General features: G+C 46.2%; 11 protein-coding genes. 7 read left to right on the forward strand and 4 right to left on the reverse strand.

Annotated features, from left to right (window positions below):
- The first annotated feature begins 1 nt into the window (after position 1).
- Positions 2-1,555: a LysM peptidoglycan-binding domain-containing protein gene (locus HR45_RS11120; RefSeq protein ID WP_241461107.1), complete on the forward strand. Its 1,554-nt coding sequence runs from the start codon at positions 2-4 to the stop codon at positions 1,553-1,555.
- A 158-nt stretch (positions 1,556-1,713) separates the two neighbouring features.
- Positions 1,714-3,264, forward strand: a complete 1,551-nt coding sequence (locus tag HR45_RS11125) for a methyl-accepting chemotaxis protein (protein WP_052074698.1) — start codon at positions 1,714-1,716, stop codon at positions 3,262-3,264.
- An 83-nt stretch (positions 3,265-3,347) separates the two neighbouring features.
- On the opposite strand, the gene HR45_RS11130 is transcribed toward HR45_RS11125, so the two are convergent.
- Positions 3,348-5,192: an AsmA family protein gene (locus HR45_RS11130; protein ID WP_037442952.1), complete on the reverse strand. Its 1,845-nt coding sequence runs from the start codon at positions 5,190-5,192 to the stop codon at positions 3,348-3,350.
- Positions 5,193-5,224: 32 nt separating this feature from the next.
- Entirely contained in the window at positions 5,225-5,722 is a 498-nt protein-coding gene (locus HR45_RS11135) for a putative 4-hydroxy-4-methyl-2-oxoglutarate aldolase (protein WP_037442953.1), read from the reverse strand.
- 222 nt (positions 5,723-5,944) lie between these two features.
- Here HR45_RS11135 and HR45_RS11140 point away from each other — a divergent pair, with 222 nt between their 5' ends.
- The 3 genes from HR45_RS11140 (at position 5,945) to HR45_RS11150 (ending at position 8,804) form a co-directional block, all read left to right on the forward strand.
- Positions 5,945-6,256: a hypothetical protein gene (locus tag HR45_RS11140; RefSeq protein ID WP_037442954.1), complete on the forward strand. Its 312-nt coding sequence runs from the start codon at positions 5,945-5,947 to the stop codon at positions 6,254-6,256.
- A 176-nt stretch (positions 6,257-6,432) separates the two neighbouring features.
- Positions 6,433-7,431: an ABC transporter substrate-binding protein gene (locus HR45_RS11145; protein WP_037442955.1), complete on the forward strand. Its 999-nt coding sequence runs from the start codon at positions 6,433-6,435 to the stop codon at positions 7,429-7,431.
- A complete protein-coding gene (locus tag HR45_RS11150) occupies positions 7,428-8,804 on the forward strand; it encodes a sensor domain-containing diguanylate cyclase (protein WP_037442958.1) in 1,377 nt (458 codons plus the stop codon). The genes HR45_RS11145 and HR45_RS11150 overlap by 4 nt, the downstream gene beginning before the upstream one ends.
- On the opposite strand, the gene msrQ is transcribed toward HR45_RS11150, so the two are convergent.
- Together msrQ and msrP are read right to left on the reverse strand one after the other, a co-directional pair.
- Positions 8,745-9,362: a protein-methionine-sulfoxide reductase heme-binding subunit MsrQ gene (gene msrQ, locus HR45_RS19255; protein ID WP_081933461.1), complete on the reverse strand. Its 618-nt coding sequence runs from the start codon at positions 9,360-9,362 to the stop codon at positions 8,745-8,747. The two genes, HR45_RS11150 and msrQ, sit on opposite strands and share 60 nt — an antisense overlap.
- On the reverse strand, positions 9,362-10,390 hold the full coding sequence (gene msrP, locus HR45_RS11155; RefSeq protein ID WP_037442960.1) for a protein-methionine-sulfoxide reductase catalytic subunit MsrP: 1,029 nt from the start codon (positions 10,388-10,390) through the stop codon (positions 9,362-9,364). Before msrP ends, msrQ begins: the two co-directional genes overlap by 1 nt.
- 185 nt (positions 10,391-10,575) lie before the next feature.
- On the opposite strand from msrP, the gene rmuC reads away from it, so the two are divergent.
- Positions 10,576-12,063, forward strand: a complete 1,488-nt coding sequence (gene rmuC / locus HR45_RS11160) for a DNA recombination protein RmuC (RefSeq protein ID WP_037442967.1) — start codon at positions 10,576-10,578, stop codon at positions 12,061-12,063.
- Between the two features lie 21 nt (positions 12,064-12,084).
- Positions 12,085-14,013, forward strand: a complete 1,929-nt coding sequence (locus tag HR45_RS11165) for a transglycosylase SLT domain-containing protein (protein WP_063355109.1) — start codon at positions 12,085-12,087, stop codon at positions 14,011-14,013.
- Positions 14,014-14,025: the final 12 nt, after the last annotated feature.

The raw sequence follows: 14,025 nt of genomic DNA on the forward strand, positions 1-14,025 counted from the left end.
TTTGAAGCATTACAAAATCACCACCGCACTTGCGTTGCTGGCGTTGTTGTCTGGTTGTCAGACGCTGCCACAGTCAACCGACAATGTCGAAAACGAACCGATTACTGAAAATACAACCACAGCGCCCGCTGTGCCAGTAGCTGAAGAACAGACCACCGAAGTCGTTGCCATCAGCGATGTGTGGCAACGTTTGCGACAACAGTTGCAGATGCCCATTCCCGATAAGAAGCTGATTGAGCGTTATCGCCAATGGTATATCGCCAACCCTAAGCACCTGCAACAGATTTCTGAACGCGCTGCGCCATTTTTATATCTGATTGTGGACGATATTGAAAAGCGTGGTTTGCCAATGGAACTAGCGCTACTGCCTATTGTAGAAAGTGCGTTTGATCCGTTCGCCTATTCGCCTGGTGCAGCATCAGGCTTATGGCAGTTTACCTCACCGATGGCACGCCATTTTGGTTTGAAAATTAATTGGTGGTACGACGGCCGTCGCGATGTACCCGCTGCAACAGATGCTGCGTTAGATATGCTCGAGTATCTCTACAACAAAACTGGTGAAAACTGGCTGTATGCGATTGCCGCCTATAATACTGGCGAAGGTCGGGTGCTCAATGCCGTCAAACGTAACGAAAAGGCCAGTAAGCCGACCGACTTTTGGTCACTGTCATTGCCTCGCGAAACCGAACGTTACGTACCACAGTTACTCGCACTAGCTGATGTTATCAAGCATGCCGAACAATATGGTATTCAGTTAACCCCTATTGATAATGAACCGGCAATACAAGTAGTGGATATTGGCAGTCAGCTTGATCTTGCTAAAGCTGCCGCCTTGGCCGATATCGATATCACTGAGTTACAGCGTCTCAATCCAGGGTACAATCATTGGGCAACGGCGCCAAAAGGCCCACATAAACTCGTAATGCCAAGTGACAAAGCTGATGCGTTCACAGAAGCATTAGCCGCTTTGCCGAAAGATGAACGTCTGAATTGGATTCGCTATCAAATTCAACGGGGAGATTCTCTGGGTGTCATCGCCAAGAAGAATCGCACCACTGTCGATATTATTCGCTCAGTCAACGCCATTAAAGGGAACACTATTGTTGCCGGCAAATACCTGTTGATCCCAGTGTCGCTGCAAGATGCTGCCGATTATCCACTGTCAGCAGAGCAACGCGTGATTGCGCGCCAAAACCGCAACGCTAGTCGCTACAGCAGCAAGTATGAGGTTAAAGCTGGCGATTCCTTATGGAAGATTGCACATCAGTTTAAAGTCAGCAGCAGTGAATTGGCCAACTGGAACGGTATGTCGGTAAAAGATACCCTGCGTCCTGGGAAAGTATTAGTTGTTTGGCATCAAACAGAAAACCGCAAAGGTATTGTGCGCACGGTGAAGTATAAGGTGCGCAACGGCGACTCACTGGCACGTATTGCGAGCCATTTTAAGGTCACTGTAGGACAATTGGTTAAATGGAACCAACTGAGTCACGAAAAATATCTGCAACCTGGTCAGATGCTCACCTTATTTGTGGACGTTACTCGTTCAGATAGTTAACAAAATTGTGTAAATGTCACGCCTCGTGGCATTTACATGATCCTATTCAAAGAACTGCATAAATATTCGTGTAGATAATGAATCGTTAAAGTAGTGTCACAATTTTGACACTCTAAAAAAACGATAATATCCCTGCCTAAGACAGGAGTGCGCGAAGTATGAAGCAGCAACACATAACAAATATAGAAACCCCCGTACCTGAGTCGTACCGCATTTTGTCGACCACGGATTTAAAGGGGCGTATTACCCACGTCAATGACGACTTTTGTGAAGTCTGTGGCTATGAGACCGATGAGCTCATGGGCCATGGTCACAATATTGTACGTCATCCCCATATGCCTAAAGCCGCGTTTGCTGACTTATGGCGTGATATCAAAGATAAAAAAAATTGGATGGGGATTGTTAAGAACCGCCGTAAAGACGGTGGCTATTACTGGGTTAACGCCTTTATTACCCCAATTTTACGCAACGGAAAAATTGTCGAATATCAGTCGGTGCGCACGACTGCTGAGCCTGCGCTCATCGCGCGGGCTGAACAATGCTATCAAGACATTGAAAAAGGTAAGCTACCGCTACCAAAAATTAACATGTCACTGACGACCAAGGTCGCTGTCGCTTGGTTGCTCTCGGTAATCTTGCTCTGCGGTGGCTTAGCGATAGGCGGTATTTTTAGCGCCGCAGGTGTTGTCGCATCGCTCCTGAGCATGGGCATTTTTCTCCGCAAATTTAGTAGCCGCTGCGCTCGCTTAAAAAGCCTCGCTAATGACGTTCAGGATAATGCATTGCTGCAAGCCATCTACACCAAAGACACTGATGAAATAAGCGCGGCAGAGCTTAGTTTACGAATGCGTAAAGCAGAAGTGATTGCCATTACCGCTCGTATCAACGATACCGGTGAGCATTTAGATAAGAACCTGCAATCACATCAGCAATCAGTTGATAACAACCACAGTGAGTTATCTCAGCAAGCCGCGGCGCTTGATGAGTTAGCGGCAGCCATTAGCCAGATGAAGAGTGCAATATCTGAAATCGCCTCAACATCATCCAATACGGCGATGGATGTCAGCAACTTAGAAGCCAGCAACAGTGAAACCATGACCGCATTACAAGCCAGTCGCGCGGCCAACGCTGAGATGAATGAATTGGTGCACACAGTGGAAGTGCAAATTGAAGCACTCGATCAGCGTTGCTCCACCGTCAACACGGTGCTGGAAGTGATTGAGCAACTCTCAGAGCAAACTAACCTGTTGGCGCTTAATGCCGCCATTGAGGCTGCACGTGCTGGCGAAGCTGGTCGTGGCTTTGCTGTTGTCGCTGACGAGGTCCGCGCACTAGCGCAGCGTTCATCAAGTTCTGCTAAGGAAATCTACGATATTGTGAAAGAGCTGAGCGATAAAAGCCGTGAAGCTGTAATGCAGATGGGTCGTAGCAAACAGCTCGTTGAGCAAAGCGAAAAGCTCGAACAGCGTCTGGCCAGTCAGCTGCATGAAGAAGCACAAACTCTGAGCCGTATTACCGGGAATAGCCAGCAGATTGCGGTGGCAACTGAGGAGCAAGCTTACACGGTAGACCAGTTACATGAGAACACCTGCCGCTTACAGGATGGCTTGAATAAGTTGCGAGATAACAGCCAAAGTGCCACCCATCACGGTGAAGCGTTAAAAGAACAGAGCCGTCGCCAGCAAGAACTTATCGCCCAATTTAACTAAGCCGCCTTAGTCGTGGCGCAAGCAATAAAAAAGTCAGGCATTGCCTGACTTTTTTATTGCTCCCAATGAGCGTTTTATAAAACTTACAACCCAAGTTTTTTCAGCAAACTATCTTTTAACTTGTCTTTGGCTTTATCGGCTTCCTGCTTCACTTTAGATTTCATCAGTGCATCAGTATCAAGACTAAATTTAGGGTCTGTAAAACTGCCTTTAATCGCTAAAGGAATTTCAACGCCCACCAAATCATCCAACTCTTTGCCGCCCTGACCTTTCAGCGAGTTCACCAACGCCGTTGTCAACTTGTAATCAAGTGACTCATCCACAAGGTTGGCATCGCCTTTACCGGAAATGCGAATAAGCGGTGATGCCATCAATAAATCTGGGTTATTGGCAACGCCTTTCGCCACCGTAAAGCTTCCGGTCAAACTGGTGAAGTCGGTTTTCTTCGCTTCTTTATCGGTATCGGTAAAGTCACCTTTCAGTTTTGCCTGAGCAGAACGGATCATCTGCGGAACGTTAACACCGTAAAGTGCACCATTGTTTACCGCAAATTGGCCGTTAGCATTGAGACCTTTTTTGATGTTGTCAGGGATCAAGCTGCTACCCGCACCTTTAATCGCAATATCAGCCGTTCCATCAAGCAGCTCGGTATCTGCAGCATCTTTCAGCAACGCACGAATATTAATCGCCTTAATTTGGCTATCAAAGCTGTACTTCGCCACGGGGTTACGACCATCGACACTCGCGTTGGCTGCCAGCGTACCGTCATAAAGCTCAGCGGATAGCTGCTTCATGTTCATTACGCCATTTTTAAGGGCAATGACCATTTTCCAATTTTTGCTGAGTGTGCCGGCAGCTTTAATGGAGGCAACGTCGAGCTCGAAGTCAGCATTAACCGCTTTCATACCGGTTAAGTCAGGCTCAGTTGCCGCCGTTGCGGTTTGCGTCTCTTTTTTCGCCTCAGTGGTCTCAGATTGCGCTTTTTCTGGCAGCCATTTATCCACTTCTATTTCGCCTAACGACAACTTAGCCGAGATGTGAGGTACCGTTCCGCCATAATTGACGGATAACTTTCCGTTACCTTTAATGTCGTTAACTGCTAAGGACTTGATACTTGTAGTGGCGGTGGTTTTACTGGTATCGACATCAGCGTCCAGCGTCACTGAGTTCGCCACTTTCCCGGTCGGCAATGACGCGCCCTTGGCAACCGTGGTTAACGTAAGATCTTTTAAAGCGAATTGCTGCAGGCTCTTAGCGATCTTCAACTGCCCATGACCTTCACTTTCTACCGTCATCCCGTCTAAGGCGGCACTTAGTTGATAGTCAAGCGAGGCGAATTTATCGAGCGTCAGTTCACCGAGTTTAAAACTCGCCAATTTAAAGATATTTTCGCTACCGCTGCGCTGATCTAGCATTCGCACTTCCGCATCAGTAACACTTACGCCCCCGATGCTCAAATCAGTCAATGTAAGTTGGTCACCTGTCGCCGGAGCAGAAGATGTTTCTGCCGATTTCGCTGGTACTGTCTTAGCACTGTTTCCGCTTAAACCATCAAGACTGGTTTTACCGCTTTTATCGGTAACCAAATTAATGCGCAAGCCATCAAGTACCAATTCAGAGACTTTTACTTGCTTACTAAAGAGCGGCATTAGCTCAACGTCCGCCATAACGTTATTAACGGACACAAACGTAGGTTCACTAAATGACTTTGGATTACCTAGTATCATGCCGCCTGCTTTGATGCCAACTGACGGAAAGAATGTCCAGCCCAGATCTTTTTCAATCTTAAACTGCCGCCCAGTTTGCTTCTCCACCGCTGCCACAATCTGTGGCTTAAAGTCGTTAGGGTCGAGAAATAGTGCTAGGTAACCAATACCTAACACCACAATCGCGACAATTCCAATCAGTATCCATTTTAATACTTTCATCAACGTATCCTTTTTACGCTATCAATTTACGCTTAAGCAAAAGCATCTGGCAGCGCTAACTTTTCAGCACTTACCGCGACACCGTTCGCATCGGCATAAATCATCATACCTGGCTTAAGCTTAACACCTGCCAACTCAATTGTGACGGAAATCTCACCCAAATCCCGCTTTTCGGTTTTTATCGGAACGGCAGCAAGTGCCTGAATCCCAAGGGGCAAGCCTCGCAATGTAGCAACATCACGCACTGCACCGTTAATAATAATTCCAGCCCAGCCGTTGTTTACCGCGGCAGTTGCGATCATGTCGCCGAGCAAGGCTTGGGTTAGATCGCCGCCACCATCGACGACGAGTACCTTTCCATTGCCGGGTTCTGCAAGTCGATGCTTAACTTTGGAGTTGTCACGAAAACAGCGCACCGTTTCTATTTCGCCCCAAAAAATTTCTCTACCGCCGAAACTGCGCCAAGGTAGGAATATCAGTTGCAATTGCGCCGAGTGCGCATCAAAAAGATCGGGCAGTAAATCGAGCACGATGGGATCCTCAACGTTATATTATGGTTAACACAATAATTTTAACGAAACACGCCAACATGCAAGTTGGAAAAAAGTCGAACATCAAATATAAGTAAATATGTTGAGCAGATTTACATAAATAATATAGACTTATCGGGTTACAAAATTTAGACAACTAAAGTTCTATGTAACATCCCCCTTTTCATATTCAGCAAATCTGTGTTGAGTTAAGAGTATAAAATGAATAGTGAGCTTGATTTGCAAAGCGCGATTGCTGCGCTTGACGAATACGGATATGACAAAAAGCTTTCGACGGATTTAGAGCACGCACGTAACAAGCCTCAGATGGTACGTTGTCTGAAATCGCTTGATTACAGCTTACGCCGCATGAAAACTTTGCAGGATGCAGTTAATTCTCTTGTCGAAGAGATGGAAAACGATCAACTTAAGCAGGAACAAGTACAAACCTTTAAATCAAAAGTTATTAACCTCTCGAAAGAACTTAATATGTCTTATGACGAGGTGTTAACTCTGATGACATCTGCTAAGTAATAGCTTCATTAGAAAGCGTTAATTGTTTTATTCACAATTAACGCTTTTTTATTTATCTTTATTATCACGTCTTAAAAGTTTATTTTTCTCTATCTTAGGCTCTGACAGTTCAGTAGATATACTCTATGCTTAAGCGTGCTTTGGACCAATGACAGTTCGTAGCAACAGGGAGTCGCATGGAGAAATTGTTACTGGTAATGTTTGCCTTGTTAGGCGCAGTATTGCTGTTACTCGGACAGCGCCAAACGTCTATTACCGAATATATTCCAGCAGAACGTACCTTTAAAGTTGGGGTGTCCACCTCGCTCCTTTCATCACCGATTATTATTGCCGAACGTCTGGGATATTTTGCCGAAGAAAATCTCGATGTGTTACTCGTCCCTTTTAAAGGGGGAAATGCCTGCTTTGATGCCCTTATTCGCTTTGACGTAGATCTTGCGACCAGCTCTGACTCGGTGATCATGTTTAACAGTCTGACACGCAGTAACTTTGTAACCTTGGCAAGCTTTGCTGAGTCTGACAACGACATCAAACTGATGATGCGTAAATCTGAGGCGATAGACAATTTAGCTCACTTGGCCGGTAAGCGAGTTGGCATGGTGAAAGGCAGTGCCAGCCAATATTTCTATGACACGCTGCTGACCATGAATGGTCTTAATATTGACAATGTCGAGGTCAATATTGCCCCACAAGAACAAGGTGCGGCGCTGATGGCTAAGGCGGTAGATGCTATTTCAATTTGGGAGCCCTACGGCTACAAGTTACGTCATAACTCCCCTTCACAAGTGGTCACGCTGTCGGCGAAGGGCATCTATAGCATCTCCTTTAATCTAATCGTAAGAAAGCCAGACAACGAGCAATATCAACCACAACATATTAGTTTTCTCAGGGCATTACAGCGGGCTAATGAGTTCATGGTGGAGAATCCACAGCAAGCTCAGCAATATGTTGCCGAGTATCTCAAAGTGCCGCTGACCGAAGTCAGCGCCTTGTGGCCCGACTACCTATTCCGGCTATCACTTGATAACACACTGGTAAGCAATCTCAATGCACAAGCAAGATGGGCTATCAATAAAGGGCTAACTGAAATCAGTAGTCCGCCGGATTATCGTCAATACTTAGATCCTATGGCTCTTAATGCTGCTATTCATAAACCTTTGGTACGAACCAAATGAAACTGTCGAAACGACTAAAATTGCTCGTCGTATTTTGCATTACGCTTACTGTGATGTTGGCGTTTGCACTATTTGGTCAACGCAAAGATATGATGCATTCGTATGAAAAAATTAATCAGTTGATTGAAGTGCAACTGAGCATTGATCTGCTGCGTTCCAATTTGTGGTTGTTGCAACAGTTTCAGGATAAGAAAGCCATTATTGAAACCCGTTCATCGTTGGATAGATTAGAGCGGATGATTGCCATCACTTCAGAATTGTCCCTCAATCAGTATGAGCAGCAGCTTCTGAACAACATTCAACGACATGAGAATAATCTCGACACTTTGCTGTCGCTAAGCGAAAAAAATCTAGGGAGTAGCAACGAAGCTAACGCCGCTATCACTAGCAACGCATCGCTTACCGCACGCTACAACATGATTATTCAATCACTGAGTGAAGACTCTTTACGTTTTCAGCAAGTTACTATCCGGAATTCGCAACAATCTGAGACGCGCCATCTCTATTTTAACGCCGCCTTAGTGCTCGCCATCGCGACCTTAGTCACGCTGTTCAGCCTGCAAACGCTGACAAGCTTTAGGCGCAAATTTTTCACGCTTAAAAAAGGCATTGAAGAAGTCGCAGACGGCGATCTGTGCAGCAAGGTGAAGGTACCGCCGGGTGATGAGTTTGCTGAGCTTTGTGATGCATTTAATCAGATGAAAGATGAACTTATGCACACAATGCAGCGCCGCGATGAACTACAACAGGAAGTGGAACAGCAAACTGAGCAGTTACGGCAACAGCAAGATAAATTACGCCAAATGGCGGAGTATGATGATTTAACGGGCATCTATAACCGCGGCGCTGCACAAAACTATATTTCGCTGTCATTAGAACGTTGCCGTCGACAAGAGCTGCAAGCCGCCATGCTGTTCATCGATTTAGATAACTTCAAGCCCATCAATGACGAGTTTGGCCACAAAATTGGTGACTGTGTTCTCGCCGCTATTGCTAGCCGTCTTAAAGATAACTTACGGGCGTCTGATATTATCGCCCGCATTGGCGGCGACGAATTCATCATTTGGCTCGACCCCATCACTGATGAACAGCAACTCGAAAGCGTTAAACATAAACTCAAAGATATGGGGAAAGACATCTTTATTGAAGAATTACAACAGATGCTAGACGTTGGACTTAGCATTGGCAGTAGTATCTTCCCCCAACATGGAGCGTCAATAACTGAGCTGATCAGCCATGCTGACCAGCAGATGTATCTGCACAAGAAAAAGCGCAAAAGTGATCAACAATCTGAAACCGCTGAAACCGCAACTTCAGCGCCAAACAAAGAAATGGCGCCACTTGTGTTTGTAGATTTTCGCTCGGAAAAGTAGCAGTAGTAGAATAATTCCCAAGTAGATACTGGGCTCGATAATTTCTGATTTCACCGACCAATAGTAGTGAATGCCACCCAATACAATAGCTAAGTACACTAAGTTATGCAGTTGTTGCCAACGTTTGCCCATTCGCCGCTGTGCAGCTTTAAAGGATGTCACGGCTAATGCTAACAGAATTAACCACACCGTTGCCCCCACCAATAAATAAGGACGCTTTACTATCTCCTCGCCCACCAGTTGCCAAGCGAACAGTAAATCGAGACTGATAAACGCAGCCAAATGGCAACAGGCATAAGCAAATGACCATAAACCAAGCGGGCGTCGTAACTGCATCAATTGCCCTTGCTTCCATCCTCTTGCTATCGGCGTGATAAGCAAGGTCAACACTAATAGGTTAAGAGCACCTTTACCCAAAAAGTGAATAATATACTGTACCGGATCACCACCCGCCTGCCCTGAATTCACCGCGAGGAACAACCAAATTAACGGTAAGCAGGCCGAAACATGCACCAAAAGGCGAATGATGGCAGCGGTCCGATAGCTTATTCGCATCATTAATAAAATTTCCTTAAATCCATGCCACGATACAAATCTGCGACTTGCTCGCCGTAACCATTAAACATTTGTGTGTCGATACGCTGCGCCGATAACAGACCACCAGCACCGATAAGGCGCTCAGACGCTTGTGACCAGCGCGGATGATCAACTTGTGGATTCACATTGGCGTAAAAACCATATTCATGCGCTGCTAGTTGGTTCCAACTGGTGGGTGGCTGCTTATCCAACAAACGGATGTTGACGATCGACTTAATACTCTTAAAGCCGTATTTCCACGGCAGAACGATTCTCACAGGAGCACCGCTTTGTGGTGACAAGGTTTGGTCATAAAGCCCGACAGCAACAAAGGCCAACTCATTCATTGCTTCATCAAGCCGTAAACCTTCGACGTAAGGGTAATGAATTCCGCCACCCATCAAGCGATTACGTTGTCCCGGCATCTGTTCTGGGTCAAACAAGGTTTCAAAGGCGACATACTTCGCTGAAGATTGTACGCCCGCCAGTTTCAGCAATGAGGCAAGCGGAAAGCCAACCCAAGGGATCACCATCGACCATGCTTCAACACAGCGAAAACGATACGTACGTTGCTCAAGCGGCAATTGACTAAACAACGCGTCATAATCCAGCTGCACAGGTTTATCAACCATGCCCGTAATATTCAGCTGCCAAGGATTCACCTTAAACTGCTGCGCATTTACATAAGGATCTTGTTTGCCAGTACCAAACTCATAAAAATTATTATGGCGGATCACCTTGCTATACGGCGTTTTTTCATCACTCGCCTGAAATGCTTGATTAGCGGTAAACGTAAGCTTGCTGGTAACAAAGTCGGGCTTATCTTCGCCGAAAAGATCAAAGATGCCCGCCTGCACATAACCCGGCAAACTGGCGGCAATACTGCCCAGTCCTAATGTTTTAATGATCTTACGTCGCGACGAAAATACCGCCTGCGGTGTAACTTCATTATCTGAGATATGCCAACTCGGACGTTTGACAATCCCTTTGGTAAATTTTCCGTGTGCCATAACGACTCCCAATGGATTGGTTGCAGATTAAATTACGGTTAACGCTGACAAATAGCGCAATCCTTTACATTGATAACAGATTGTGAACAAGCCGCGCGCAACTAATACGATTTTCACCGTCGTTGCTTGCAACCATAAGATCATCATGCCAATCTGACAACGCGATATTTATAAAGGATATTCTCATGGACCTGGCCGCTACACTTCCCCTGCCATATCTTATTACCTCAGTCGTTGCAGCGACGGCTTTTCTTACAGCATTAATCAGTTTTTTTATATTTCGCCGCCGTATTGATCATCTGCAAGACGAAGAACAGCAACACCTCGAACAAAAGCAAACCGAATTTCAAACCCAATATGGTGTGTTACAGGAAAAATTAGAGGAGAAAGTCAGCCAATTAGGCAAAGCCGAAGCACAAGCTGAACGTATTCCACAACTTGAGAACCAACTCGCCGAATTGCAACGGCGGCTGATGGAAGCTCAGCTTAATTTGTCCAAATCCAATGCCATGCAGCAAAGTCTTACTTCGCGGTTTGAAGTGGAACGCCAAGCGCTGAATGAAAAGTTAGAGTTATTGGAAGACAGTGAACAACGGCTACAGACACAATTTGAAAATCTGGCCAATCGCATTTTTGAAGACAAAACCAATAAGATGCGTAGCGCCAATTCCGAACAACTCAGCGGTATTTTAGGTCCTTTTAAACAGCAACTTGAGGGCTTCCGCCAACAAGTGAATGAGTCTTATGCCAAAGAGCAGCAGGAGCGTTTTTCACTCAAACACCAGTTAGAACAGTTGCAGCAACTGAATTTGCAGATGAGTGAAGATGCAGTAAATCTCACCAAAGCCCTTAAAGGTGACAATAAGGCCCAAGGCAATTGGGGGGAAGTCATTCTTGACCGCGTGCTGACAGAGAGTGGCTTACGTGTTGGCCATGAATATGATGTTCAACAAGATTTGCAAGACGACGGCGGCAAACATTTTAAGCCCGATGTCATTGTGCATCTGCCCGATGATAAAGACGTGGTTATTGACTCCAAAGTGTCATTAGTCGCCTACGAGCAATACTTTAATGCTGACACTGACGAACAACGTATCGACGCTCTCAAACAGCATATAGCCTCGGTGCGACAACACATTAAAGGTCTTGGACAAAAGGACTATCAAAAGCTACATGGCGTTAAAAGCCTTGATTATGTGCTGATGTTTATTCCTGTTGAACCGGCATTTTTGCTGGCGCTGGAACGTGATCCACAGTTAGTCAGCTTTGCGCTAGAACACAATATTATGTTAGTCAGCCCGACCAACCTGTTAGTAGCATTACGCACCATCAGCAATATCTGGCGCTATGAATATCAAAACCAAAACGCACAGAACATTGCGCAACAAGCCGGCCGTATCTACGATAAATTGGTGAATTTTGTCGACGATATGGAAAAACTGGGCCGAGCGCTTGATACCGCTGATCGCAGCTATACCTTGGCGATGAACAAACTGGCCAGCGGCAAAGGTAATCTCATTCGCCAAGCACATCAATTACAACGCATGGGCGGCGAAAATAGTAAGCAGCTGGATGCAAAATTACTGGATAAAGCGCTAGATGAAAGCCATGATGTAGCAGACGACAGCGACGAAGCGGCTGTAGCCAATGTGAGTCAACTTCGTCAAAATTAACGATAGAGCACGGAATAGAAGATGGAAGCTGTAGTATCCCGCAAACTGACGTTAATTCATTTAGCCGTGAGCAGTCTGCTCACGGTCAGTGTTACCCATTCAACGAGCACGCTTGCCGCAGATAACCAAACATTGCGCAAAGCCTATCTTGACGCGCGCAAAGCACAGCAGCAAGGAAAACACGCGCAGTACCAAACATTACGCCAACAGTTGGACGATTATCCATTAGCTATCTATCTCGATTTTCATGATAAACAGGATGATATTCTGCAACTCAAGGGACAAGCTGCTGTTGATGCCTTAGTGCCTTTCATTGGCTCACCGCTCTATGACTCGTTGAAGCATCGCTATTTGGAATATTCAGCCTCGCGCCGTCATTGGGATGACTTTTTAGCCATGAGTCCTGTCGCGCCGCGCTCCGATAGTTTGCAATGCTCATATTACGTTGCTCAGTTTGAAACTGGCCACCAAGATATTGCTTGGAAAGGCGCAGAAACATTGTGGCTGAGTGGACAATCGCAACCCGAAGAATGTGATCCGCTGTTCGATGCCTGGGCAAAAGCCGGACTGCGCAGCGAAGAGCTGGTTTGGCAACGCATCATTCTCAGTTTTGATAATGGCCAAAGCCGCCTGCTGAGTTATTTGGTGCAGCGTGCCACCAGCACTAAACCCTATGCGGAGCTTCTGTATAGCGTCTATCGCGATCCGCGACAGATCCGCCATATTAACAAGTTCAGCCAAGCGATACCCGCTTATGCCGAGATTGTTCGTGGTGGTCTAATGCGGTTAGCCATCAGAGATTTATCACAGGCTACCAAGCTATTTGACCAATACCGCGATGCAGGGCGGTTTTCCAATTCACAATTGACCGAGTTGCAACACTTCCTACTCTATCGTGCCCTGCTACGTCGTGATGAAAAACTGGAACAATATGTCGATGAGCGGTTAGTTAACCAGCCTGATGATGTTTTGCTCACCATGCGTATACGCTGGGCGCTGTCTGAAGGCAATGAAGAAAAGGTCAAACAGTTATTGCCACTGCTCAGCGAGGAAGAAGGTCAATCTGCACGTTGGAGCTACTGGCGCGTTAAGCTGGGGTTAGCTAATAAGGAAGATGCGCAGAAGCTGGCCCAAGAACGTAACTTTTACGGGTTCACTGCAGCCTATGAGCTAGGCCTACCACCGCAACTTCAGATGACAGAAGTGCCCAGCGTTGAAGCTGATTCACAATTACTGAGCGATAAAGGCTTACAGCGTGTGATTGAACTGATGGCGATAGATAAGACCATCGATGCCAAGGCTGAATGGCGTGAATTGATGCAGCGTCATCCTCAACAGCAGCAAATTCAATACGGCGGCTATGCGCTCAGTCGAGGCTGGTACGATCTTAGCGTTGACAGCAGCATTAGTGCTAAAGCTTGGGACTATCTGGCATTACGTTTCCCGGTGGTGCAGTCATCGCTGTACGACAAGTATTCTAGGCGCTTTAGTGCTGATAAATACCAATTGATGTCGATTGCACGGCGGGAAAGTGCTTTTTATCCGTATGCGACATCAGGTGCGGGGGCGCGCGGCTTCATGCAGTTAATGCCGGATACCGCCAAGCGCACGGCCAGCCGTTATAAACTCAAATATCACGGCAGCCGCAGTCTGTATCAACCTGAGATCAATATTCCGCTGGGCAGCGCCTATTTTGGTGGGCTTTTGAAGCAGTTTAACGGTAACCGAGTATTAGCAACTGCGGCATATAACGCTGGACCTTATCGTATCAAGCAGTGGCTCAAACAAAGCAGCGGCAAGTTAGATATGATGGAGTTTATTGAATCTATCCCTTACCGCGAAACCCGCGAATACGTGCAAGGGGTATTTTCCTACCGTCTGATCTATGAACAGCAACAGCAGCTGAACAAGCCATTTTTTACTGAGCAAGAGTTCAAAAATACCTACTAGCTATCAATCGCG

Source organism: Shewanella mangrovi, from assembly GCF_000753795.1.
Taxonomy (GTDB): domain Bacteria; phylum Pseudomonadota; class Gammaproteobacteria; order Enterobacterales; family Shewanellaceae; genus Shewanella; species Shewanella mangrovi.

Coding starts and splice junctions, on each gene's coding strand:
- HR45_RS11125 (WP_052074698.1), top strand. CDS start 1,714: ATGAAGCAGCAACACATAACAAATATAGAAACCCCCGTACCTGAGTCG.
- HR45_RS11130 (WP_037442952.1), bottom strand. CDS start 5,192: ATGAAAGTATTAAAATGGATACTGATTGGAATTGTCGCGATTGTGGTG.
- HR45_RS11140 (WP_037442954.1), top strand. CDS start 5,945: ATGAATAGTGAGCTTGATTTGCAAAGCGCGATTGCTGCGCTTGACGAA.
- HR45_RS11145 (WP_037442955.1), top strand. CDS start 6,433: ATGGAGAAATTGTTACTGGTAATGTTTGCCTTGTTAGGCGCAGTATTG.
- HR45_RS11150 (WP_037442958.1), top strand. CDS start 7,428: ATGAAACTGTCGAAACGACTAAAATTGCTCGTCGTATTTTGCATTACG.
- msrQ (WP_081933461.1), bottom strand. CDS start 9,362: ATGATGCGAATAAGCTATCGGACCGCTGCCATCATTCGCCTTTTGGTG.
- msrP (WP_037442960.1), bottom strand. CDS start 10,390: ATGGCACACGGAAAATTTACCAAAGGGATTGTCAAACGTCCGAGTTGG.
- rmuC (WP_037442967.1), top strand. CDS start 10,576: ATGGACCTGGCCGCTACACTTCCCCTGCCATATCTTATTACCTCAGTC.
- HR45_RS11165 (WP_063355109.1), top strand. CDS start 12,085: ATGGAAGCTGTAGTATCCCGCAAACTGACGTTAATTCATTTAGCCGTG.